Origin of the sequence: Mycobacterium bourgelatii, assembly GCF_010723575.1 — a bacterium.
Taxonomy (GTDB): Bacteria; Actinomycetota; Actinomycetes; order Mycobacteriales; family Mycobacteriaceae; genus Mycobacterium; species Mycobacterium bourgelatii.
This window is the reverse complement of sequence record NZ_BLKZ01000001.1, coordinates 5737007-5760293: the sequence shown is the minus strand read 5'-3', so window position 1 is coordinate 5760293 and position 23287 is coordinate 5737007. Positions and strand designations below refer to the sequence as shown.

23 protein-coding genes and 1 pseudogene are annotated in these 23287 nt (G+C 65.3%); 16 read left to right on the top strand and 8 right to left on the bottom strand.

Annotated elements, in window-relative coordinates:
* Positions 1-3: 3 nt before the first annotated feature.
* The 3 genes from G6N68_RS24795 to G6N68_RS32250 all read left to right on the top strand — a co-directional run bounded on the left by G6N68_RS24795 (position 4) and on the right by G6N68_RS32250 (position 2545).
* Positions 4-882, top strand: a complete 879-nt coding sequence (locus G6N68_RS24795) for an alpha/beta fold hydrolase (protein WP_205351433.1) — start codon at positions 4-6, stop codon at positions 880-882.
* 150 nt (positions 883-1032) lie between these two features.
* The gene (locus G6N68_RS24790) at positions 1033-1509 is read left to right on the top strand and encodes a lipoprotein LpqH (RefSeq protein ID WP_205351432.1); all 477 of its coding nucleotides are present in this window, start codon (positions 1033-1035) and stop codon (positions 1507-1509) included.
* Between the two features lie 49 nt (positions 1510-1558).
* Positions 1559-2545 (top strand): MAP_0585 family protein, encoded by a 987-nt coding sequence (locus G6N68_RS32250; protein WP_371871661.1) that lies wholly within the window; start codon positions 1559-1561, stop codon positions 2543-2545.
* Positions 2546-2732: 187 nt separating this feature from the next.
* Here G6N68_RS32250 and G6N68_RS24770 read toward each other — a convergent pair whose 3' ends face one another.
* The 3 genes from G6N68_RS24770 to G6N68_RS31155 all read right to left on the bottom strand — a co-directional run bounded on the left by G6N68_RS24770 (position 2733) and on the right by G6N68_RS31155 (position 4900).
* Complete coding sequence (locus G6N68_RS24770; protein WP_163717870.1) at positions 2733-3728, bottom strand: ABC transporter ATP-binding protein; 996 nt, start codon at positions 3726-3728, stop codon at positions 2733-2735.
* 120 nt (positions 3729-3848) lie between these two features.
* Positions 3849-4184 carry a hypothetical protein gene (locus tag G6N68_RS24765; RefSeq protein ID WP_163717868.1) on the bottom strand — a complete coding sequence of 112 codons (336 nt, stop codon included), beginning with the start codon at positions 4182-4184 and terminating at the stop codon, positions 3849-3851.
* Positions 4181-4900 (bottom strand): RHO alpha subunit C-terminal catalytic domain-containing protein, encoded by a 720-nt coding sequence (locus G6N68_RS31155; protein ID WP_240355613.1) that lies wholly within the window; start codon positions 4898-4900, stop codon positions 4181-4183. The genes G6N68_RS24765 and G6N68_RS31155 overlap by 4 nt, the downstream gene beginning before the upstream one ends.
* Before the next feature lie 98 nt (positions 4901-4998).
* Here G6N68_RS31155 and G6N68_RS31150 point away from each other — a divergent pair, with 98 nt between their 5' ends.
* Positions 4999-5229, top strand: coding sequence for a hypothetical protein (locus tag G6N68_RS31150; protein WP_240355611.1), 231 nt, complete (start codon positions 4999-5001; stop codon positions 5227-5229).
* Here G6N68_RS31150 and G6N68_RS31145 read toward each other — a convergent pair.
* Together G6N68_RS31145 and G6N68_RS24755 are read right to left on the bottom strand one after the other, a co-directional pair.
* Positions 5130-5411, bottom strand: a pseudogene (locus tag G6N68_RS31145) (Rieske 2Fe-2S domain-containing protein); the annotation flags it as partial. The gene G6N68_RS31150 and the pseudogene G6N68_RS31145 sit on opposite strands and share 100 nt — an antisense overlap.
* Before the next feature lie 107 nt (positions 5412-5518).
* Positions 5519-6493, bottom strand: coding sequence for a TIGR03621 family F420-dependent LLM class oxidoreductase (locus G6N68_RS24755; protein ID WP_163717866.1), 975 nt, complete (start codon positions 6491-6493; stop codon positions 5519-5521).
* Positions 6494-6550: 57 nt separating this feature from the next.
* On the opposite strand from G6N68_RS24755, the gene G6N68_RS24750 reads away from it, so the two are divergent.
* Together G6N68_RS24750 and G6N68_RS24745 are read left to right on the top strand one after the other, a co-directional pair.
* The gene (locus tag G6N68_RS24750) at positions 6551-7255 is read left to right on the top strand and encodes an SDR family NAD(P)-dependent oxidoreductase (protein ID WP_163717864.1); all 705 of its coding nucleotides are present in this window, start codon (positions 6551-6553) and stop codon (positions 7253-7255) included.
* Between the two features lie 13 nt (positions 7256-7268).
* On the top strand, positions 7269-8711 hold the full coding sequence (locus G6N68_RS24745; RefSeq protein WP_163717862.1) for an aldehyde dehydrogenase: 1443 nt from the start codon (positions 7269-7271) through the stop codon (positions 8709-8711).
* On the opposite strand, the gene G6N68_RS24740 is transcribed toward G6N68_RS24745, so the two are convergent.
* On the bottom strand, positions 8698-9321 hold the full coding sequence (locus G6N68_RS24740) for a TetR/AcrR family transcriptional regulator (RefSeq protein WP_163717860.1): 624 nt from the start codon (positions 9319-9321) through the stop codon (positions 8698-8700). The two genes, G6N68_RS24745 and G6N68_RS24740, sit on opposite strands and share 14 nt — an antisense overlap.
* A 277-nt stretch (positions 9322-9598) precedes the next feature.
* On the opposite strand from G6N68_RS24740, the gene G6N68_RS24735 reads away from it, so the two are divergent.
* Both G6N68_RS24735 and yaaA read left to right on the top strand, forming a co-directional pair.
* Positions 9599-10735, top strand: coding sequence for a hypothetical protein (locus G6N68_RS24735; protein ID WP_163717858.1), 1137 nt, complete (start codon positions 9599-9601; stop codon positions 10733-10735).
* Between the two features lie 36 nt (positions 10736-10771).
* The gene (gene yaaA / locus G6N68_RS24730) at positions 10772-11530 is read left to right on the top strand and encodes a peroxide stress protein YaaA (protein ID WP_163717856.1); all 759 of its coding nucleotides are present in this window, start codon (positions 10772-10774) and stop codon (positions 11528-11530) included.
* A gap of 4 nt (positions 11531-11534) precedes the next feature.
* Here yaaA and G6N68_RS24725 read toward each other — a convergent pair whose 3' ends face one another.
* Complete coding sequence (locus G6N68_RS24725) at positions 11535-12425, bottom strand: TIGR03619 family F420-dependent LLM class oxidoreductase (RefSeq protein WP_163717854.1); 891 nt, start codon at positions 12423-12425, stop codon at positions 11535-11537.
* Between the two features lie 56 nt (positions 12426-12481).
* Here G6N68_RS24725 and G6N68_RS24720 point away from each other — a divergent pair, with 56 nt between their 5' ends.
* A complete protein-coding gene (locus G6N68_RS24720) occupies positions 12482-13255 on the top strand; it encodes an enoyl-CoA hydratase (RefSeq protein ID WP_163717852.1) in 774 nt (257 codons plus the stop codon).
* A gap of 85 nt (positions 13256-13340) precedes the next feature.
* Positions 13341-15056: a PE domain-containing protein gene (locus G6N68_RS24715; protein ID WP_163717850.1), complete on the top strand. Its 1716-nt coding sequence runs from the start codon at positions 13341-13343 to the stop codon at positions 15054-15056.
* Between the two features lie 83 nt (positions 15057-15139).
* On the opposite strand, the gene G6N68_RS24710 is transcribed toward G6N68_RS24715, so the two are convergent.
* Positions 15140-16135 carry an alpha/beta fold hydrolase gene (locus tag G6N68_RS24710; RefSeq protein ID WP_163717848.1) on the bottom strand — a complete coding sequence of 332 codons (996 nt, stop codon included), beginning with the start codon at positions 16133-16135 and terminating at the stop codon, positions 15140-15142.
* 182 nt (positions 16136-16317) lie between these two features.
* Between G6N68_RS24710 and G6N68_RS24705 the strand changes: the two genes are divergently transcribed.
* The 6 genes from G6N68_RS24705 (at position 16318) to G6N68_RS24680 (ending at position 22824) form a co-directional block, all read left to right on the top strand.
* On the top strand, positions 16318-18141 hold the full coding sequence (locus tag G6N68_RS24705) for a S9 family peptidase (protein WP_163717846.1): 1824 nt from the start codon (positions 16318-16320) through the stop codon (positions 18139-18141).
* Between the two features lie 8 nt (positions 18142-18149).
* Complete coding sequence (locus G6N68_RS24700; RefSeq protein WP_163718926.1) at positions 18150-19055, top strand: alpha/beta fold hydrolase; 906 nt, start codon at positions 18150-18152, stop codon at positions 19053-19055.
* A 67-nt stretch (positions 19056-19122) separates the two neighbouring features.
* On the top strand, positions 19123-19374 hold the full coding sequence (locus tag G6N68_RS24695; RefSeq protein ID WP_163717843.1) for a BatC protein: 252 nt from the start codon (positions 19123-19125) through the stop codon (positions 19372-19374).
* 10 nt (positions 19375-19384) lie between these two features.
* Positions 19385-20593: a cupin domain-containing protein gene (locus tag G6N68_RS24690; protein ID WP_163718925.1), complete on the top strand. Its 1209-nt coding sequence runs from the start codon at positions 19385-19387 to the stop codon at positions 20591-20593.
* Positions 20590-21486 carry a ferredoxin family protein gene (locus G6N68_RS24685; protein ID WP_205351431.1) on the top strand — a complete coding sequence of 299 codons (897 nt, stop codon included), beginning with the start codon at positions 20590-20592 and terminating at the stop codon, positions 21484-21486. Before G6N68_RS24690 ends, G6N68_RS24685 begins: the two co-directional genes overlap by 4 nt.
* A gap of 129 nt (positions 21487-21615) precedes the next feature.
* Positions 21616-22824: a PE family protein gene (locus tag G6N68_RS24680; RefSeq protein WP_163717842.1), complete on the top strand. Its 1209-nt coding sequence runs from the start codon at positions 21616-21618 to the stop codon at positions 22822-22824.
* Positions 22825-23287: the final 463 nt, after the last annotated feature.

Genomic DNA, 23287 nt, shown 5'->3' with positions numbered 1-23287 from the left:
TTGATGACGATCGAGCCTGCAACGTTTTCTACCCAGGGGGTGGGTGGCGTCCGTATCGTCTGCGACCGCTTGGGCGACCCACAGGCACGCGCCGTGGTGTTCCTGCATGGCGGTGGTCAGACCCGACGCTCCTGGGGTCGCGCCGCCGCGGCGGTCGCCAAGCGCGGGTGGCAGGCCGTCACCGTCGACTTTCGGGGGCACGGCGAATCGGACTGGGCGAGCGACGGGGACTATCGCGTATCCAGCTTCGCCGCCGACGTCATCGAGGTCCTGCGTGGTCTGCCGCCAAAGCCGGTGCTGGTCGGCGCCTCGCTGGGCGGATTCACCTCGATGCTGCTGTTGGGCGAGATCGCGCCCGACATCGCCAGCGCCGTGGTGCTGGTCGACATCGTCCCCAACATGGAGCAGTCCGGCGCCAACCGCATACACGCCTTCATGACCGAGCGGGTGGAATCGGGCTTCGGTTCGCTTGACGAGGTCGCCGACGCCATCGCCGAATACAACCCGCACCGCCCGCGCCCCACCGATCTCGAGGGCCTGACCACCAACCTGCGCCGCCGCGGCGACCGCTGGTACTGGCACTGGGATCCCCAATTCATCAGTGGCACAGCGAAGTTCCCGCCAATCGAGGTCACCGAGGTGGACCGGATGCACGCGGCGGTCGAGTCGATCTTGGGCAACGGCGTGCCCATGTTGCTCATTCGAGGGCAGATGAGCGACCTGGTCAGTCAGGCGCGCGCCGACGAATTTCTCGCCCGCTTCCCGCAGGTCGAGTTCACCGATGTGCGCGGCGCCGGTCACATGGTCGCCGGCGACCGCAACGACATCTTCGCCGACGCTGTGCTGGACTTCCTCGCCCGCCGCGTCGAGGCGGACACATAGTCCGCTCTAACGGCGGGCACAGGATCTGCCCACGTCAGCGCGACATAGTTCGTAACTAGACCCACGTGTTTCGCAATTTGGCTTGAGGGGTATCCCGCCCGCGGCGGTGCGTGGTGAAATCAGAAATGCCGACGGCATAAGGGGGATGCGGTGGCGAAGCGTGTGATCGTGGTCGGGGTGGCCAGCGCGGCGATTGTGGTTGCGGGCTGCATCGGTTGTTCAGACAAGAAGTCGAATCAGGGCCAGGGCGGACAGCCCGGTCAACCGGCCGCGCCTGCCGGCCCGGTGCTGATCATCGACGGCAAGAAGCAGGACGTCGCCGGTGCGGTGACCTGCACTCCGGTCGGCGACAACGTCAACATCGGAATCGGTGACGTATCAAGCGGAATCGGTGCAGTAGTGAGCAACGCCGATCCGCCCATCGTCCATTCGGTCGGACTCGGCAACTTCGACAACATCGCGTTGGGCTTTTCTGACGCCGCCCCCGATCAAGCGACCAACGCCGGGGCCGTGAAGAAAGACAAGAGCTACGCCATCAAGGGCACCGCCTCCGGCGTGGACATGTCCAACCCGGACCAACCGCAGACGGTGACCAAGTCATTTGAAATGCAAGTGACCTGCCCGTAGGCGCTTGTCATCGGACCGTCGGAAGAAGCTTCAGGAGGGGGACCCAGCGATGTCAGTGAAACGTGTAGTCGGCGCGGCCGCGGTCGCGGCCAGTGTCGGCCTTGTCGCGGCGACGGTGGAGGCCGGTTCGGCCCACTCGGCGCCGTACCCGCCGCCACCGCTGGATCCGACGTCGGCGCCTCCCGCCCCGCCCGGAGGGGGCCAGGCGCCCCAGCCCCAGCCCACCCGCGCTCCCCAGCCCACGCAAGCGCCCCAGCCGACCCAGGCGCCTCAACCCACTCGGGCTCCGCAGCCCACCGAGGCTCCCCAGCCGACTCAGGTCCCCCAAACCACTGTGGCGCCCAAGCCGACGACGCAAAGCCCGCAGCCCACCGACACCTCGGCTCCGCCGACGGCCACGACGACAGCCGCGCCGAGTACCACTCCTGCACCGACCGGCACGACCACGCCGCAGTCGACGCCCTCGTCGACACCGCCGCCCAGTGACGCGACGACGACCACCTCGTCGACCGGTGGGACCACCACGCCGGGTGGGGCGACCACAACGCAGTCCAGCGGCGAGAGCACCACGGTGCCCGCCGGGTCGACGAGCACGACGCCTTCCCCGGCCCAACCGGGAATCACGGTGGTTCTCAACCCGCCGAGCATTCAGCCACCGCACCCGCCCTACATCCCGCGGGTCGCGTTGGTGCTGCCGGGTCTGGAGATCGGCGGTCCCATCGATACGCCGGCGGGCTTTAGCATCGCCGCGCGGGTGCCCCCGCCGCCGCCTCGAGGGTGGGGCTGGAATGACGGGCCGCCGCCCGGACATCCGCCGCCAAACTGGCAGGGTCCGCCGCCGAATGGCTCATGGGACGGTCCGCCACCGGCTGGCGGGTGGAATCGGCCGTGGAGCGGACCACCGCGTGACGTCAACTACGCCCGCAACGACTTCGGCCCGTTCAACTACAACACCTTCACCGTTGTCCCGGTCTTCAACTGGCAGTACGGCGGTTGGGGCTACTGGTTCTTCGGGGTGTGGGTGCCCCTGTACTGATAGTTGCTGGCTCGCTGGCTCGCTCGCTGGCGTTGAGTCTGCGCTTTGGGCGGTGTCTTCTCGAACTTTCCCGCCAAATCTGCAGTCTCACCGCGGCGGGCTTGCTCGTTGGCGTTGAGTCTGCGCTTTTGGCGGTGTCTTCTCGAACTTTCCCGCCAAATCTGCAGTCTCACCGCGCCGCGGCGGCTCAGCTGGCTTTGGCGTGGTTTGCTTCCAATTCGTCATAGATCGCTTGCTGGGCCTTTGGCGGCAGGTAATGCATCATCTCCCGAACCCGGGCCCGCCGGCGCTCGACGGCCTTGCGTTCCGGCATTCCAGGCGTCGCATTGATCTGTGGCGGGACGCCCTCGATATCCTCCACGCCGCCGGCATGCTGACCCGCGTCGACCATGGCCTGTTCTTCGGCCATCGTGGCCTCGTCCTTTTCCTCCGACATGCCGATGGGGCCGATGCGGCGTCCGTTGAGGAACTGCCCAACCACCGGCTCCTCACTGGTCAACAGGATCTCGCGCGGGCCGAACATGACCAGGCGCTTACGGAACAGCATGCCGATGTTGTCTGGCACGGTGCGGGCGATGTTGATGTTGTGCGTCACGATCAGGATGGTGCAGTCGATTTGGGCGTTGATGTCGATCAGCAGCTGGCTCAAGTAGGAGGTGCGCACCGGGTCCAGACCGGAGTCGGGCTCGTCGCACAGAATGATCTGAGGGTCCATCACCAGCGAACGGGCAAGGCCGGCACGCTTTTTCATCCCGCCGGAGATTTCGCCGGGCAGCTTGTGCTCGTCGCCGATCAAGCCGACCATCTCGAGCTTCTCCATGACGATGTCGTGGATCTTGCTCTCGCTCATCTTGGTGTGCTCGCGCAGCGGAAAGGCGGTGTTCTCGTAGATGCTCATCGAGCCGAACAGTGCGCCGTCCTGGAACATGACGCCGAACATCTGGCGGATCTCGTACATTTCCTTCGTCGAGCACTCGGTGAGGTCGGTGCCGTCGATGATGATCGAGCCACGCTCGGGCTTGAGCAGCCCGATCAGCGACTTCAGAAACACCGACTTGCCCGTCCCGGACGGGCCGATCAACCCGCTGACCTCGCCGGCCGGAATGTCCATGGTGACGTCCTGCCAGACGTTGGTAGCTCCGAATGATTTGCTGAGGTTCTGGACCGAAATTCCAATACCCACCTTCAACGACCTTCCCGCTCAGTGCCAGCCCACCACAAAGGCGGTCTTTGACCACGGGTAGCCGCATCAATCGATATGCAACCTCATGGCGCGAAATTTGCCGAAATTGGATAACGACGATCACACCGTCGGTTCGGCCACCATCTCGAAGAAGGCGGCGCCGGAGTCCGGGATGCGGTTCTGCTTGAAGACATTGACCGCATAGGACACCAGGATCAGCGAATACAGCAGGTGCATCAGCCGGGCCGCTTCCGGTGGCAGGTCGTTGATGTCGAGTTCGTCGAGGTAGGCGATCGCCCGCTCGGCGTGTGGCGCGACCGCGTCGTGGAACGCCACCAACTCCGGGTATGGCCGCTGCAGTCGCGCCGCGTAGCGTTCGGCCCGGGTGGGCAACGCCCAGTCCGAAACCCACGGCTCCAGTTCCGAAAATCCTTCCGGGAGTTGATGTTCAATCATGGTTGGGCTGTCTCCGACTGGTACTGGGTCACGGTGTCGCGGATGACCCGGTGAAACTGCCGGATAAGCAGTTCCTGGTCGGACAGGTGAAAGGTGTTCTGCGCCCGGGTCTTTAGTGCCGAGTGCGTGGCCTCGATGGTGTTGACGTCCTGCATGGCGAACTCGATGGTGCTGTCCACCACCAGTTCTTGGGCCAGGCGTTCGTGCGCGTTGGCCGGCGGCACGAAGTACATGTCGATCTCGTAGATGTGGCTGTCGACGGATTCGGGCCAATACGTGTAGGTGATGTAGTAGTTGCGCGCCCAGATCTGGATCGAGATGTTCGGAAAGATCCAGAACTGGTCGTTGCCCCAGGAGGCGATGTTGCCCCGGTTGAGGAACCCGGGCAGCGGCCCGATGTCGGGGACGTCGTCTGGGCCGAAAAGGCCTGCGCGGAACAGCTTGTACACCCAGCGCTGGTCTTGGCGTGCCTCGCCGGCGGTGCCCGCTTCGCGTGGTGGCAACACAGGCGGGCCGGGCACCGAGGTCAGCATGTGCGGGCGGAACAACTCGTAGTGGTAGGCGTCCACCGGTGGCACCATCTTCTCCGCTTTGGCGACGTCGGGGTGGATGAAGCGCCCGTGCACGTAGGGCGGGTGGTACCACTCGCACACCGAGTCGACGGCCAGTTTCCAGTCGCCGTTGATCCGGGTGGCGAACCCGTAGCGCTGCGTCATCAAGTGGAACGGATACGCCTCCAGCCCAAGCAGGCCTTCGCCGAAAGGTTCGCAGCGGCGCCGGGGGGCCGTCCTTCTCGGGCGTCAGATTGATGAAGATGAAGCCCGCCCACACCTCGCAGTGCACCGGCGGCATGCGCAGTTTGCTCTTGTCCAAGTCGAAGAACTGGTCCTCGTTGGTGACGTGGTTGACCACGCCGTCGAGGCCGTACCGCCAGCCGTGGTACTTGCAGGCAAACGCGCGGCAGTTGCCCGACGACTCCTGCTGCGGGTGCTCCTGCCAGACCACCTTGTTGCCACGGTGTGCGCACACGTTGTGGAACGCGTAGATGTTGTCGTCCAGATCGCGGGTGATCACAATCGACGCCAGCCGGGTCGGCGGCTCGCGGGTGAAGTAGGAACCCTTGCGCGGCAGGCGTTCCAGTCGGCCAACGCACAGCCAAGAGCGCTCGAAGACCGCCTTGCGTTCGGCGGCGAAGAACTCCTCGGATATCGAGTCCTCATAGTCCACCGGACCGGTGCCCAGCTCGGGATATTCGGGGGTGAACTTGCCGCGGCCGGTGGCCAGCTTCTGCTGGATGCTCGTCACGACTTCGCTCCTTGGTTCTCTTCGTGTCGTCAGGTGTCCGTCAGCTGTGCGACGACCGGTGCGAACTTCTCCGCGTGCCGTTGCGGCACGGTCACGTAGTTGGTGCCGTAGCTCTCGCGGCGTTCCTGCAGGGTCTCGACGATGGCGTCGGCGGTCCCGACCAGGACGTTGGGATGGTCGCGCAACACCTCGGGGTCCATCCCACTCTTGGTGGCCATGCGCTCGTAGGCGTCCTGGACGGCGCTCGCGTCGTCGGTGACCGAGACGAAGAACGGCGAGCTTTCGATGTCGAGGTCCGCCAGACGCGGACCCGCGGCCGAGCGCACGTACTCGATGCGGCGAACGGCCTCTTGCTGCGGAGTGAGGCCGTCCTCGTTACGCGCCGTGAACGGCACGGTGTTGATGCTGACGATATCGGCCTCATGTGCGGCGTAGCTCAGTATCCGCCTGCCGCCGCCACCGATCATGATCGGCGGATGCGGGCGCTGCACCGGTGGGGGAGTTCCCTGGTAGCCGTGCACGTTCACGTACTCACCGGAGCGGTCCAGTTCGCCGTCGCCGCAGTGCGCCTTGATCAGCGCCACGACCTCCTTGAGTTTGGCGATGCGTCGTGCCGGGGTCTCGAACGTCAAACCCATCGCGTCGTACTCGTCAGCGCTCCAGCCCGCGCCGATGCCCAGTTCGAAGCGGCCGTCCGACAACAGGTCCAGGGTCGCCGCCTCCTTGGCCAGGGCGGCGGGCACGTGATAGTCGATGCAGAACACTCGGCAACCCACCCGTAGGACCGTGGTGTGCGCCGCGGCGGCGGCGATGGCCGCGATGGGCGCCAAGTCCTGCCGCGGGGTACGGGCAGCACGCTGTGCGGGGCCGGGACCCAGATAGTGGTCGGCGAGGAACAGGGACGAATAGCCGAGATCCTCGACCTTGCAGACGAACTCACGCCACCCCTGGGCATCTGAGGCCGTGGTGGCCTGGACGGCAAAGCGGAACGGACGCCTGTCCACAGCCGATAGCGTACCCGCTGTTGCTACATAATTATACGGTTTTGTATATTTTACGGCGTGAAGGCAGCGCTGGTCACCGGGGGTGCCTCGGGAATTGGCCAGGCCATCGCCGAGCGCCTGCGCGCGGACGGAAACCACGTCGCGACCATCGATTTGACGGAAGCGAACACCGAGTTCAGCTACGCCGCCGACGTCACCGATCGCGAGCAGGTTCGCCGTGTGCTCGACGGAGTGCGCGCGGCGTTGGGGCCCATCACTATTCTGGTCAACGCGGCGGGGGTGACGGGGTTCCGGCGCTTTACCAACATCACGTTCGAGGAGTGGCGCAAGGTCATCGATGTGAATCTCAACGGCGTTTTCCACGTCACCCAGGAGGTGCTGCCGGACATGCTTGAGGCCGGCTGGGGTCGCATCGTCAACATCTCCTCGTCGAGCACCCATTCGGGTTCGCCATACCAGGCGCACTACGTCGCGGCGAAGTCAGCGGTCAACGGGCTCACCAAAACCCTTGCGCTGGAATATGGTTCGCACGGAATCACGGCCAACGTGGTGCCGCCGGGCTTCATCGACACCCCGATGTTGCGGATGGCGGAAGCCAAGGGTCTGTTGGGCGGTTCGATCGAAGACAACATCGCCAAGGTGCCGGTAGGTCGGGTTGGACAGCCGGAAGACATCGCGGCGGCGTGCGCGTTCCTGGTGTCCGAGGAGGCCGGTTACATCACCGGACAGATCCTCGGCGTCAACGGTGGACGCTGCACCTAACTGGAGGGTAAGCATGTATCGCAGAACCGAATTGCTGATCGACGGCCAGTGGGTGGCGCCCAGCACGGACGCCGCCATCACGATCACGTCGCCGCACACCGAAGAGGTGATCGGGCAGGCGCCCGCCGCCGCGCCCGCCGACATCGACCGCGCCGTTGCCGCCGCTCGTGCCGCCTTCGACGACGGGCCGTGGCCGCGAATGGCGCCCGAGGAACGTATCGCCGCCGTGCAGCGGCTGGCCGCCGCGTACAAGGAGCGGCGCGGCGAGATGGCCGAGCTCATCACCGCGACCATCGGCGCACCCATCGCGTTCTCCAAGCGGGTCCAGGCTCAATTGCCCCTGATGGCGATGGCTGCCTACGCGCAGGTCGCCAGCGAATACCCGTGGAAAGAGGCGCGGAAGGGCTTCTACGGCAGCGATATTCGCATCGCCAAGCTGCCCGTCGGTGTCGTCGCCGCGATTGTGCCGTGGAATATGCCGCAGTTCCTCACCATCGGCAAGGTGGTCCCCGCACTGCTGGCCGGATGCACCGTGGTGCTCAAGCCCGCCGAGGAATCCTCGCTTGACGCACTGTTGTTCGCCGAAATCGTGGCGTCGGCCGACCTGCCACCGGGGGTGGTCAACGTGGTGCCCGGCGACCGCGCCGCAGGCGCACATCTGGTGGCGCACCCCGGCGTGGACAAGGTTTCGTTCACCGGCTCGACGGCCGCCGGGCGGCAGGTGGCCACCGCCTGCGCGCAGGGGCTAAAGCAAGTCACGCTCGAGTTGGGCGGGAAATCGGCCGCGATCGTGCTGGCGGACGCAGACCCCGCGACGACGGCGAAGGCGATCCAGATGGCGAGTCTGGCCAACAGCGGACAGGTGTGCAACGCGCTCAGCCGGGTCCTCGTACCCGCCTCGCGCGCAGACGATTTCGTCGGCGCGCTGGAAGCCGAGCTGGCCGCGCTGACGGTAGGTGATCCCGCCGATCCCACCACCCAGCAGGGCCCGTTGGTGGCCCAGCGGCAGCAGGCCAGGGTGCGCGAGTACATCGAGGACGGCCAGCGTCAGGGCGCGCGCCTGGTGGTGGGCGGCAGCGACTTGCCCGACGGCCTCGACCGCGGCTGGTATGTGCGGCCAACCCTTTTCGCCGACGCCGACAACAGCATGCGCATTGCGCGTGAGGAGATCTTCGGCCCGGTGCTGACCGTGATCCCTTATCGCGACGAGTCCGACGCCATCGCCATCGCCAACGATTCGGACTACGGGTTGGCCGGTGCGGTGTTCACTGCCGACACCGACCGCGGGCTCGGTATCGCCGCACGCATTCGCGCCGGATCCTTCGGCGTGAACCAGGGTTACATCATGGATCCGTTGGCACCCTACGGTGGGGTGAAGGACAGCGGGTGGGGCCGCGAGTTGGGTCGCGAGGGGCTCGAGGGCTATTTGGTGAGCCAGTCGATCAGCGGGGCATGACCCCGCGCAGGAACAGTCGCACCGCGTATTGAAGGTGGCGTTCCTGCTGCTTCTTTGACCGGAACACGCCAAAGTCGGCCATCCGGGCCGGCACCGCCTCCACCATCGCCAGGAAGTGCTCGGCGGCAAGTTCGAAGTCCTCGACGTCGATGACACCGCGGTCGGCGTAGCGACGCAGCACTTCGGTGACGGCGCGCTGCCGTCCCGCCCACATCATCGACTCCGCAGAGATCTTGAACTCGGGGAACAGCGCGGCCTCGTTGAAGGCAATGCGCTTGAGTCGCACGTTCTCGGGGTGTGTGGCACGCTCCAGCGCCGCTCGGCCGAGCCTTAGCAGGGTGCCTTCCATGTCGTCTTCGTCGATGTCCTCGATGGCCGCGTCGTCGGTGTAACGTGCTAGCGCCCAAGGGATTACATCGGCGAACACGGCGCGCTTGTCGGGATACCGCGCGTACAGCGACCGCTTCGTGATGCCCGCCGCGCGGGCGATGGCCTCCATTGTGGCTCCGGCATAACCCATTTCGAGGAACGTCGCGACGGCGGCCTCACGCACGGCGAGGTCGAGCTTCCTCGCCTCCAACTGGGTGGGCCGTCCGCGCCGTGTGGCCATCGGCCGAATTCTAGTGCGCCCGCCGTATCACACTCTGCCCAATCCGCGTGAGTCGATCGCGCCGAGTGGGTACAGGTAGCAGTGGTTGACAGGGCCCCGCCGCTGGTCGCCAACGTCAAGAACCTCGACCACCGACGGAGAACACATGCAACAGGAGCAGGCGGTCCTGCCGGCCGATGGCGACCGGACTCTAGCAACCACGGCCCCGGCAACCCAGGCCCCGGCAACCGAGGCAGAAACTGCGCCCGTAGGGCGAAATCGGCGTGTTCTTTCGTCGTTGTCCCGCGCGGATATGCGACTGGCGTTGGTTATCGCCATAGCCTGGCAGGTGGCGCTGACCGTCATCGCCGAATTTCTGATGCCTGGACATACGTCGTTTCTGGGGCACATGCAATTGTGGGACAGCAAGGCGTATCTCGATGTCTTACACCACCAATACGAGCATGACCCGTTGTCGCCGGCGTTCTACCCGTTGTTTCCACTTGTTGTCGGGGCGATTTGGGCGGCGACATTCCACCTGGTGCCTGTATTGCTCATCGGACTGGTCGTCAACACGGTGTGCTTGTGGCTGGCGATAGCCGCATTGTTCGTCATTGCCACGCATTTCGTTCCCGACGAACACCGGCGGCTGAGCGCGGCGTTTTTTCTGGCGGCGCCGGCGGCGTTTTTCATGCACCTCTTCTATAGCGAACCGCTCTTCGTTGCGTTGGGGTTCTGGGCGTATGTATTCGCCCTGCGTCGCAGGTGGCTGTGTGTCGGTCTGACACTCGCGCTATTGACCGCCACCCGCCTGCCGGCCATGCTGTTCGTTGGTCTGTGCGGGCTGGAATATCTACGCAGCTACGAGTGGAAGCTCAGAAAGGCCTTCAACCCTAAGCTCGGTTTCTTTTTGCTGGCACCGGTCGGCTTCTTTGCGTATGCGCTGTTCTTGCGGTTGGTGCGCGGCGATTGGTTCGCCATGTTCCACGCGTACCACACCACGAACTCGTGGGCTTTTCACTCGTTCCAACCGAACTTCATTCGTACGATCTCACATGCTGTTCTGGAGACAGTTCGGGCTTTTCTCGGGGATCGGCCGATTGACGACAACCTTGTCGTCAACTTCGCGATACCCCTCATGTGCATCGGGTTGCTGCTTGCCGGTTCTCTGTATTTGATCATCAGATACCGGAGTAAGGGCATCCCGCTGGGCATCTTCGGCATCGTCGCCATCGTGTATTTCAAGATGATCAGCAGTGTCGTCGCCGTGCACCGCTACACCTTGCCCTGCCTCACCATCTACATCGCGCTGGCGGCGATCTATGCCAACCATCCGCGACTGCGGGCAGCGGTGCTTGGCACGGGTCTTGTCATGGTCTTGGTCCAGGGCTACCTGGTATGGCTGTGTTTCGGCTCGGGTGATTTCGCCGGCTGACGGCTCCGCGACCCACGTGCGTTAACGTCTGCACCCGTGATTGTGCTGCTACCGCCGTCGGAGACCAAGCGGGACGGAGGCGACGGGCCGCCGCTGCGACTGGAGCAACTCGGCAACCCCGAATTGGGACCGCTGCGGTCTGCGCTCATCGCCGAACTCGTCGATTTGGCGGCCGATCCAGCAGCGTGCAGGTCGGCGCTGGGCCTGTCGCCTTCGCAGGACGTCGAGATCGAGCGCAACGCCTCGCTGCGTAGTGCGTCGACGCTTCCCGCCATCCGTCGTTACACCGGCGTGCTTTATGACGCACTGGATTTCGATTCGCTCAAGGGCGCGCAGGCGATGCGCGCACGTGCTCGATTGTGCGTCGGGTCGGCGCTGTTCGGGCTGCTGCGCGCCGATGATCAGGTGCCCGCCTACCGGCTTTCGGCAAGTTCGAAATTGCCGGGGCAGCCCACCCTGGCGACGCGGTGGCGACCCCTGCTCGAGCCATTGCTGGCCAAGTTGGCCACCGAAAACTTGATTGTCGATCTGCGCTCGGGCTCTTATGCGGCGTTGGGAAAGGCGCCGGCCGCGATCCGGGCCGATGTGCTGACCGAGCACCCCGATGGCCGACGAACTGTGGTCACGCATTTCAACAAGGCGCACAAGGGACGCTTGGCCCGCGCGCTCGCCATGACCCGAGCTGAGCCCGACGATGCGGCCGCGGTCGCTGCCGTGGCGCGCAGGAGCGGAATGCGCGTGGAGCGCACCGGGAACGACTTGACCATTGTGGTTCCGGGGGGACCGGGCCAGTAAGCCATCACCTCATCTTGGCGACGATGTCGTTGGCGAAGCGCTCGATGGGTGCCCGGTATCGCGCGGCGTCGGCACCGAACGCCTCGAGGTCGCCCGCGACGACTTCGCCGGCACCCGCCCACGGTGCACACATCACCGCCGTCACCCCGATGTCCTCGGCGCGCCGAAACAGGTCGACCGAAGGAGGCTCCATCAGCGCCAGCATGATCTCGAAAGGTTCTGTGCTTCGGTCTGATTCGCGACGAAGGCGGTTGAGCTCGGTGACGAAACGCACGGCGTCGTCCCACGCGTAGGCGGTCCCGACCCAGCCGTCGCACAAGTGTGCGGCTCGGTGTAACGCCGCGTCCGACTCACCGCCGCACAGGATCCGGACCGGGTCGGCCGGGTGCGGCTCGATCATCATTTCGGGCACCTGGTAGTGCTCGCCTTCCCACGACACCCAACCCCCGCGCCACAGCGCGCGCAGGGCCGGAATCATTTCGTTGAGTCGCCGGCCGCGCGTGGCGAAATCCTGACCCATGAGCTCGAACTCTTCACGCATCCAACCCGCGCCCACCGCCAGCGCCACCCTGCCGCCGGAGAGCACCGACGCCGTCGCCACCTGCTTGGCCACCTCGACCAGTGGCCGGGCCGCTGCGACGTACACGGCATTGGTGAACCGCAACCGAGAGGTGACCGCGGCCATGGCTCCGATCAGCACCCAGGAGTCGGGCCATTCGGTGTCCGCCGGCCACATCGGCTTGCCCGTCGGCGATGGATACGGCGAGCTGAGTTCACGGGGATAGATCAGGTGATCGGCACAAATCACGCCGTCGAATCCGGCGTCGTCGAGCATCCGCGCGACTGCTACGGACTCGGCCGTCTTCAAAAATGCTGTGCCACTCCAAAATTCCAAGCGCCACCCCTTAGGCTCGGCCCATCGCCAATGTGACCGGACGTCAGGAAGAGCGTATGACGGAAAACTGTTTTGTCAGAGTCGGTCACGACGGTGGCGTAACCACAATCGAACTGATCAACTCTGAGCCGCTGAACATAATCGGCACGCCGGCCATCGAGGAACTGACGCACGCATTCCGGGTCGTCAGTCAAGGCAGTGACATCCGGGTCGTGGTGTTCCGCGGGGCGGGTGACAAAGCGTTCATCGGTGGCGCGGATATCAACGAAATGGTCGCCCTCGACCAATCCAGCGCGGAGGTGTTCATTGGTCGGCTCGCCGGTCTGTGTGAGGCGATTCGCGAATGCTCGGTCCCCGTCATTGCCCGACTTTCGGGCTGGTGCCTCGGCGGGGGTTTGGAAGTCGCGGCGTCTTGCGATTTGCGGATTGCCGAGTCCGGTGCCAAGTTCGGAATGCCCGAGGTAGCGGTCGGAATCCCCTCGGTGATTCATGCGGCGCTGCTGCCGGCGTTGATCGGGGCGTCGCGCTCAGCCTGGCTACTGCTGACCGGTGAAACGATCGGTGCGAACACGGCCGCTGACTGGGGTTTTGTCCACGAGGTCGTAACCGCCAAAGCTCTGGACACGCGCATCGGTGAGCTCACCGCAAGACTCTCCGGGTTCGGCCCGGAAGCCGTCCGGCAACAAAAGCGGTTGCTCAACAAATGGTTCGATTTGTCGGTTCGAGCGGCGATCGAAGACAGTAAGCGGGAGTTCGGGCTTTCCTACCTGACGGGAGAACCGCAACAGCACATGCAGGCGTTCCTGTCCCGCAAGCACGGCACAAAATAGCGTCGGGCATTTCCACCAATTCGCACCCGCTTCGGCCAGCCCGGCCCCATGATTGCTACTACGTCGAATCATGGGGGTAGCGCCGATGTCATTTGTGCTCGTGGCGCCGGAAGTGCTGGAGTCGGTGGCCGCAGAAATAGCGCAGATCGGTTCGGCCGTGTCTGCCGGCAATTTGGCTGCGCTGCTTCCAACGACGGCGTTGACGGCAGCGGCTGCCGACGAAGTGTCGACAGCGATTGCGGCGCTGTTCGGCGCACACGCCCAGGAGTATCAGGCGGCCGCGGCGCAGGCGTCGGTGTATCACGAGCAATTCATGAGTGCCTTGACCGCCGCGTCGGCTTCCTACGCCGGCGCCGAGGCAACCATCGTCACGTCGCTGCAGTCGGCTGCGGCCGAAGGATTCCAGACGGCGGTGTACGGCCCTATTCACGCCACTGGTCAAGCTTGGATCGGCAGCCCGTTCGGCCAGGCCATCGACCCGATCCTCAACACGCCCAGCTACGCCCTCTTCGGCCGTCCGCTGATCGGTAACGGCACCGCCGGAACGGAAACCAACCCCAACGGAGGCCCCGGCGGAATCCTGTTCGGCGACGGTGGGACCGGCTACAGCGTCCCCGCAGGCAACGGCACCGGCGGTAACGGCGGCAATGCCGGGTTGATCGGCAACGGCGGCGCCGGTGGTAGCGGCTTCGGCGCCGGGAACGGCGGCATGGGCGGTACCGGCGGTTGGCTGCTGGGCAACGGCGGCATCGGCGGGATCGGCGGTGGCGGGGGAACCGGGGGCATCGGCGGCCAGGCTTTGTTCTTCGGCGACGGCGGGGCCGGGGGCGGTAGTGCGCTGGGTGGTCGCGGCGGACTGTTCATCGGCGAACCCGGGGCCGGCTGGGTGCCCCCCACCAGCACCGCCGGACCGCCGGTAACCATCGAGTTCATCCGCCACGCGGAGTCGATCGCCAACGCCCAGGGCTGGATCGACACGGCCGTGCCGGGCGTTGCGCTCACCCCCTTAGGCGATGTGCAGGCAATGATCCGCGCCAGCGAACTTCACCCGCTGGGTCCCTACGCCGGGATCTGGGCGTCGGAGTTGACCCGGGCGCAGCAGACCGCGCAGGCGTTGACGGACATGTATGCGACAAACCCGATGATTTTGCCCGGGTTGAACGAGGTCAACGCAGGCATTTTCGAGGGTTGGCCGCAATACAGCCTCGGCGGAATCATGTACTTGATGGGTCCCTTCGGCTGGGTGTCGGGATTCCCAATCCTTCCGATGCTGGCCCCCCTATCCACCGACCCCAATGGCGTGTTCTTCTACCGCGAATTCGGCAGCGCGATGCAAACGCTCTACGACCACGCGCTGGCGAACCCTGTGATGGCTGCGAACGGCAAGATCACGGAGGTGGCGTACTCGAGCGCCTTCACGATCGAGATCGGGACGCTGATGCACGTCGACAACCCCAACCCACTGCTCTTCTTCACCCACCAGCTGGACAACACGGGCGTTGTCGTGGTGGAGGGCGACCCCGTGGGCGGCTGGAATCTGGTCAGCTGGGAGGGCGTGCCCGTCGGGCCGGCGAATTTGCCGACCGCCCTGTTCGTCGACGCCCGCAACTTCATCACGGCGCCGCAGTACGCTGCCTTCGACATCGGCTCGGCGTTCCTCACCGGCGACCCGACGGTGTTCTTCACCGCTGTTCGGGACGGCATCGAACAGGTTGGCGCTGCGACGGTCCAGTTCCCCATCTCGGTGGCCGAGGACCTCATTGACGCTGCCCAAGGCAAGATCTCGGTGCGACCCTTCTAGTTCTTCTGCGTTGAGATTGCAGATTTGGCGGGGAAGTGCGAGTAAGCGCCGCCAAATTCGCAGACTCAACGTGGGAGAGGGGCTTAGGCGCTTGCCGGCACCACCTGGAGGTGGCGCCGCGAGCGTCGGCGGCTGATGCGCTGCACTACGGCGCGAGACCGCAAACCCGCGTTTCGCGAGTGGGCCGACGCCGACCAATCGGCCAGCGAGACGGCGGCCTGCTCGACGGCGTCGTGGCCATAGCCCGCGTTCTCGTCGATGAACCCATCGATGAGGCCAGCCACTATCTCGGTCTGCTCGGTGTGCGGGTGGTGCTTGACGCCGGGCAGGATGTGCAGCTTGCTGTGGGGCATGGCGGCGTGCGCGGCGTATGCGTGCGAGACGGGGATCACCGGGTCTTTGTCACCGCTGATGATCATCACCGGGACATTGGCGTTGAAGTGCAGCTTGTTCAGCGCGCACACGAACTGTCCGTGACGGTCGACGACGGCCCGCAGCGTGCGCAGCAACGCCTGCCGGTTCTCCGGGTTCGACAGCGCGGCGTGCGCCTCCCAGTGCTCGTTCCGGCGCGACGCGTGCTGGTCGTCGGAGCGCAGGACGGCCAGGGTCTTGCGGACATTGAGTACCGGCTTGGACGCCGCCACCTGCAACACCAGGTGGGATCCCGGCAGGCTGATCAGTCGCAGCGTGCGGTTCACCTCGCTGCCGAGGCCGCCGCTGCTCATCAGGATCAGGCGCTCGCAGTAGTCCCGGTGTTGGTGGGCGAACTGCATCGCGATTCCGCCGCCCAGGGAGTGGCCGACAACGGTGACGCGAGAGATCCCCAACTCGTCGAGAAAGTCACGCAACCACACCGCGAACGCGCCCAACGAGTAGTCGCCGCGCGGCTTGTCGCTTCGACCGTGGCCCAACAGGTCCGGCGCGATGACGCGGTATTTCTTGGCCAGGGTCGGGATGATCGCGCGCCAGTTGTTTGAACTGCCGCCGATGCCGTGGATCAGCAAGAGAACTTCGCCAGCGCCTTCGTCACGGTACGCGACGCGGTCGCCGTGCAATGTGATTGTTCGGAGATCGCTCATGATGGCCTGCTTCGTCACTTCACTGTGGGACGGTTATGTCCGGGTTGGTGAAATGAAGTCTGTGGGCGGGCCCTTGCGAGTTTCTTGCGACGTTCTAAATAGCCTTGACCAGCGCTAATTTAGCGCCGCACGGTGCAATCGCGATCTTGGGCATTTGGTCGCTCGGCGAGCATGATTGGCCAATGACTGCAGTGAAGCTGATCCCGCTCGAAGTGCTACTAGGCCATCCGGAGCGGGTGGCGCCGCAGATCTCGCCAGACGGCACGCGACTGTCCTACATCGCACCGCTCGACGGCGTGCTCAACGTGTTCGTGGGCAACGTCGGCGCGGGCGACGAGAAGCCGGTCACCCATGACACCGAGCGCGGCATCCAAGGGTATTTCTGGACGCACGACAACCGCCACATCATGTACGTCCGCGACAAGGACGGCAGCGAGAGTTACCGGCTGTACGACGTCGATCTGGAGACGGGCGTGGAACGCGACCTGACGCCGATGGACGGCGTGCAGTGCCGAGTCATCGCGCACAAGAAGAACTTTCCGAATGATGTGCTGGTTGGCATCAACAAAGACAACCCGCAATTGCACGACGTCTACCACCTCGACCTGACCACCGGCGAACTGGAAAAGGTCGTGGAGAACCCCGGTTTCGTCGGCTGGGTGATCGACGACGACTTGGCGGTGCGCGGCGCCGTCTCACCGACTCCGGACGGAGGGATGGTGATTATGGTGCGCGACAACGAATCAGCCGACTGGCGGCCATTCCTGCAAGTTCCCCCGGAGGACGCGGAGACGACAGGACCGCTGGGGTTCACCAAGGACGGGTCGGGGTTGTACGTGCAGACGTCCATCGACTCCAACACGGGCCGATTGGTGAAGATGGACATCTCGACCGGCGCTGTAGAGGTGATCGCCGAGGACCCGACCTACGACATCACCGGCGTGATCATGCACCCCGACACCCTGGAGATCCAGGGCGTCATCGTGTACGGCGAACGCATCGAATACCGGATATTCGACGACTCGATCCGGGGCGACGTCGCGGCACTGCAAGAGCTCAACCCCGGCGACCTGATCATCAGCGATCGCGACGACGCCGACAGAACCTGGCTGGTGGCGTTCGACAACGACGCCGGACCCGTCAAGTTCTACACCTGGGACCGGACCACGCAGACCGCGACGTTCTTGTTCGACCACAGACCGGAGCTCAACAACTACCCGCTGGTGCCCATGGAACCTTTCTCCTTCACGACGCGCGACGGTCTCACGATCCGCGGCTATCTCTCGTTCCCGGCGGGTGTTGAGCGCGTCAACCTGCCGACAGTCCTTGTCGTTCACGGGGGCCCATGGGTGCGGGACGCATGGGGGCTGGATCCCGAAGCGCAGTGGCTGGCAAACCGCGGATATTTGTGCGTGCAGGTGAACTATCGCGGTTCCAGCGGCTACGGCAAGGAATTTCGCAACGCGGGCGACCGCGAGTGGGGCGCCAAAATGCACAACGACTTGCTGGATGCCATCGATCATCTGGTTCGGCTGGGTTTCGTCGACCGTGACCGGGTGGCGATCTATGGCGGGTCGTACGGCGGGTACGCGGCGTTGATCGGCGCGACGTTCACCCCGGACGTCTTCAAGTGCGCAATCTCGATGGTCGGTCCGTCGAACCTGAACACGCTCATCGAATCGTTTCCCGAATACTGGAAGCCGATGATCGCCATGTGGCACAAGCGGGTCGGCGACGACCCGGATTTCCTCTGGTCGCGGTCGCCGCTGTCGAAGGTGGACAACATCAAGATCCCGATGCTCATCGCTCAGGGAGAAAATGACCCACGCGTGAAGCGGGCGGAATCGGAACAGATCGTGGCGGCCATGAAGGAACGCGACATCGACCATGAATACCTGATGTACGAGAACGAGGGGCATGGCTTCGTCAAGCCCGAGAACCGCCTAGACTTCTACCACCGGGCAGACCGATTTCTTGCCAAACACCTTGGTGGACGGGCGGAGTGACGTTTTCTATGGACGCTGAACTCGAACGATGGAAGGCCGCCGGCCAGTATTTCGATTACCTGGGATTCGACATCTTCTACCGGGTCGCGGGCAGTGGTCCCACCTTGCTGCTCATCCATGGCTATCCATTCAATACCTGGGATTGGGCGCCGATTTGGGATCGGCTGACGGATCGCTTCACCGTTGTCGCGCCCGACATGATCGGTATGGGCTTCTCGGACAAGCCCGTCAGGTATGAGTACACCGTTCATGACCACGCCGACATGCACGAGGCGCTACTGGCTGACCTGGGCATCGAGTCCGCGCACATCCTCGCCCACGACCTCGGCGATTCGGTGGGCCAAGAGATGTTGGCGCGTCGCGAGTTCTCCGAACAGGCCTACGGCGCGCTGCGCATCGAATCGATCACCTGGCTCAACGGCGGCATGTTCAACGAGACCTACACGCCCAGACTGATGCAGAAGGCGATGTCGCGAACTCCGTTGGGGGACATCATGAGTCCGGCCCAGGGCTCTCGGCTGTCCCGCCGCCTGTTCGAACCGACGCTCAACGAGATGTTCGGGCCCAACACCAAACCGTCTGCGCGGATGCTCGAGTTGTTCCATCAGATCCTGGAGTACAACGACGGCAAGAGGGTGATGCACAAGGTCGGCAGGTTCATCAACGACCGGTACACCCACCGCAATCGGTGGGTGCGGGCGATGCGGCAGACCAGCGTTCCCATGAGGTTGATCGACGGACCCATCGACCCGAACTCGGGCAGGCACATGGCGCAGCGCTACCTCGAGGTGATACCGAATCCGGACGTCGTGATGCTGGCCGACGACATTGGGCATTGGCCGCAGATCGAGGCGCCCGACGCGGTACTGGAGCACTTTTTTGCCCACATCGATCGCGTCACCGCGAGCGACTGACGCGGGCAAGTTTCGGTTCTTCGTTCTGCGGTAACTCCGAGCGCAGTTCAAACGAAAGGATCGCAACATGGCGCTCGACGACGACGACATCACGACCTCTGGCGGCGGAGAGGGAGAGGGACTGGCTGACGGCGGTTCGAATCCCGAGGGGCACGACGGCGGGGCCGACGGAACCGCTGGCGGTGAGGGCCCGGCGGACGGTGGCTCGAACCCTGAAGGCCACGACGGCGGAGCCGACGGAACCGCTGGCGGTGAGGGCCCGGCGGACGGTGGCTCGAATCCCGAAGGTCACGACGGCGGTGCCGACGGAACCGCCTGACCGAGGCTCGGTGCTGAGCCGCTGCGTCGCGACCGATCGGCAAACATTCGCCGGCGAATACTGGGGACGCAGGCCGCTGCTCAGCCCGTCGGCGGCGTTACCCCGCGACTTCGGCGACCTCCTCTCGGCCAGCATGGTCGACGAGTTGATCGCCGAGCGCGGGGTCCGCTCGCCGTTCGTTCGCCTGGCCAAGGAGGGCGACCTGCTGGCCAAGGACTGTTACCTCGGACCCGCCGGCTTCGGCGCCGAGATCTCCGATCAGGTGGACTCCGGGAAGGTATTGGGTGAGTTCGCCTCCGGCGCAACGATTGTGCTGCAGGGCCTGCACCGACTGTGGCCGCCGCTGATCGACTTCGTCCGCAAGCTCGTCGACGAACTCGGCCACCCGGTGCAGGCGAACGCCTACATCACGCCGCCCACCAACCGCGGTTTCGATGCGCACTACGACGTGCACGACGTCTTCGTCCTGCAGACCGCGGGCCGGAAGCGGTGGATCGTGCACGCGCCCGTCCACGAGCACCCACTCGCGTCGCAACCGTGGACCCAGTACCGGGACGCCATCGCCCAACGGGTCACCGATGAACCGGTGATCGACGCGGTGCTGTCCGAGGGTGACGCGCTCTATCTGCCACGGGGCTGGGTGCATTCGGCGCAGGCGCTGGACACCACGTCCATCCATCTGACGATCGGTGTCTCGGCCGTGACGCGGCTCGACGTCGCGCGCGCGGTTGTCGATCAATTGTCGACCGTCGATGCTTACCGGAAGTCGCTGCCGATGGGCGTCGACCCGGCGGATCAGGACGAGATCACCGCGACCGTGACGAAGGTGATGGCAGAGATGGTGGAGTCGCTGCGCGACAACGCTTCTGAGCTCAGCGGTGGGGTCGCCGCGGAGCTGCTGCGGCGGCACGCGGACCGGACGCGGCCCGTTGCGGTGCGCCCACTGGCATCGTTGTCGGCGGTCGAGCGGGCCGACACGGTGAAAGTCCGGTGGCGGCACGGGCTCATCGCGACCATGCAGCAATCCGGAGATCGGGTTGTGCTCAAGTTGCCGAACAAGACGATGACGTTTCCTCAGTCATGTGGCGACGCCGTCGCCGCCCTGCACCGCGGTGCGGTAGCGGATGCGGGTTCCCTGCCGGGACTCGATCACACCGACGGCACCGTCCTGGTCCGCAGATTGCTGCGAGAGGCCGTCTTAGTACCGGTCACCGAATGACTTCCCCCATTGCTCAGGCGAGGAGGGCGCCCTGCAGCGACCAGTCGCTGGCCCGCGGCGACCCGATGTATGGCACGGCGTCGGCCGGGTTCTCTTGGGTCCTACTGGAATTGCCTGGCGCGTGGGGCAATTCAGCGTTTCTGCACTCGCCGACGGTCGTCGATCCTGAGCTCGGACGGGCTATCGTACGTCGATTCGAGTCGGCGAAGATGAGGATCGCGGCGATCCGCAAGCACGGTCGCCGGGAGGCTACGCGGCGGTGGCGATGGTTTGTGGCGCATTCCCGTGTCGGCGAAGAGGCCATCTACAGTGGTGAGGTCGGCGACCCCCGCGAATATCTCGACATCGCTCTGGACGGAACCGATGGCGCGCTGTCGCACGACCCCGTGGTGGCGATCTGCGCGCATGGCAAGCATGACCAGTGCTGCGCGGTCCGCGGCCGCAGCGCCTGCCGGGCGATTGCCGCGGAGTTTCCCGAATTCACCTGGGAGTGTTCACATTTGGGTGGTGACCGCTTCGCGGCGACGATGCTGGTGTTGCCAGAAGGATTGTGTTACGGGCGCGTCGATCTCGCCGACTCGGCAGGTCTGGTGCGTCTGTATCGCGAAGGACGGCTCGACAACAGATTCCTACGCGGGCGAACGTCATTGCCGCACGCGGTGCAGGCAGCGCAGTACTTCGCACGCAAGGAGTACGGGGACGACCGCATCGACGCGCTGCACCCGTTGAGCGTCGTGCACGGTGATGGCGAAATTCGCGTGGTGCTCGACGCCGAATCCGGACCCGTGGAGGTCGTCCTCAACGAGCAAATGTCCGAACCGCTGCTGTCGCAATGTCATGCACGGGTGGCCGGACAGGTGCGCACTTTTACGCTCGCGTCGATCACGCAGTAAAGCAAGTCAAAACGGGGATTTCGCGCCCGGTACGGCGATATGATTCGTTTCTGCCTAAGGGTCGCTGCCGACCCGGGGCACTCCTGGGTCGTCCTGGCTTCTTAGTCATGACCAACAGGGAGGTGCCCAATGTCTTTTGTAATAGCCGTCCCGGAGTTGATGGCGGCAGCGGCGACGGATTTGGCGGGTATCAACTCGGCGCTCGGGGCGGCCAACGCTGCGGCGGTGGGCAACATCGAGGCGGTGGTGGCCGCGGGCGCCGACGAGGTATCTGCGGCGGTGGCGGCGGTCTTCGGCGCGTACGGCCAGTCGTATCAGGCGGCGTGCGCGCAAGCCGCGATGTTTCATGACCAGATGGTGAAAACGCTGACCGCGGGCGCGGCTTCCTACGCCGGCGCCGAGGCCGCCAGCGCCGCGTCCATAACCAGTCCGCTTCTCAACGCGATCAACGCGCCCTTCCTGTTGGCTACTGGGCGGCCGCTGATCGGCAACGGCGCAGACGGCGCGAACGCATCGGCGGGGCCAGGGGCCAACGGTGGAGCCGGCGGCTGGCTGTACGGCAACGGTGGCGCGGGTGGGTCCGGGTCATCAGGTGGTGCAGGAGGAGCCGCCGGGCTGTTCGGCAACGGCGGCACCGGCGGCGCCGCCATCATCATCGGCGGCGTCGGCGGTGCGGGCGGGGCTGGCGGGTTGCTGTTTGGCATCGGCGGCGCCGGCGGGCCCGGCGGCCTCAACTCGCCGATCGGCGGCACCGGCGGCGCCGGCGGGATCGGCGGGCTGTTCGGCACGGGCGGACCCGGCGGCGCGGGCGGGCTCAGCATCCTCGCAGGAGTCCCCGGCGGGACCGGAGGAGCTGGCGGCGCCGGCTTGCTGTTCGGAAACGGCGGGGCCGGCGGGACCGGCGGCAGCAACACTGCGGGCGGCCTTGCCGGGGCCGGCGGGGCCGGTGGCAGCGCCGGCACCTTCTTCGGCTCTGGCGGGGTCGGCGGGACCGGCGGGTCCGCAACCGGCGTCGGGGCCATCGGCGGGGCCGGAGGGGTCGGCGGGGCCGGCGGCATGTTCTTCGGCCATGGCGGGGCCGGCGGCACCGGCGGGTTCGGCGTTGCAACCGCCGGCGACGGCGGGGACGGCGGTAGGGCCGGGGCGTTCGGCGACGGTGGAAGCGGCGGCGCCGGCGGGCAGAGCTTTGGAACCGGCGGCGACGGCGGGGACGGCGGCGAAGCCGTCCTAATCGGCAACGGTGGTAACGGCGGTAAAGGCGGGGACGGCGTCCCGGATGGCGCCGGTGGCACACCGGGTGCCGGGGGCCTGTTGTTCGGCTTGGACGGGTTGACTTAACCCGGTGACTTCCACCTGGTGAGCGGTGCGGCTCGCTGCGTGGCTTCGATTTCTTCGACCGAACTAGTCCGATATCGCGCGGACCGGTCGGCGCGAACATCTCAGCCTCACAATTAGACCCACGTCGGTACCTCGCGCGCGTCACCGCACTTTGAGGTAGATCGCAGTGCATCATGAGGCGCAGGTGTGGCGATGCACCAAGTGGGTACCTAATGGCCATCGGTATCGAAATGCACGCCTTCGAGAAGGGAACCGGAGTCGTCTCGTGACCGTCGCATCGCTCGCGGAGATTCGATGATTTCGGCTATCGGCCTAGCGCCGCCGGCGTGGCTTCCCTGCTGCATGCGCCTCGTTAAACAGTGGCTTACGGGCTAGCAGGCGTAACCATGGTGCTGCGAAACATCATTGGACGGCTCGCATTAGAGCGGGGCTGGGACTTGAATTCGTCATCGTCTGTCATGCA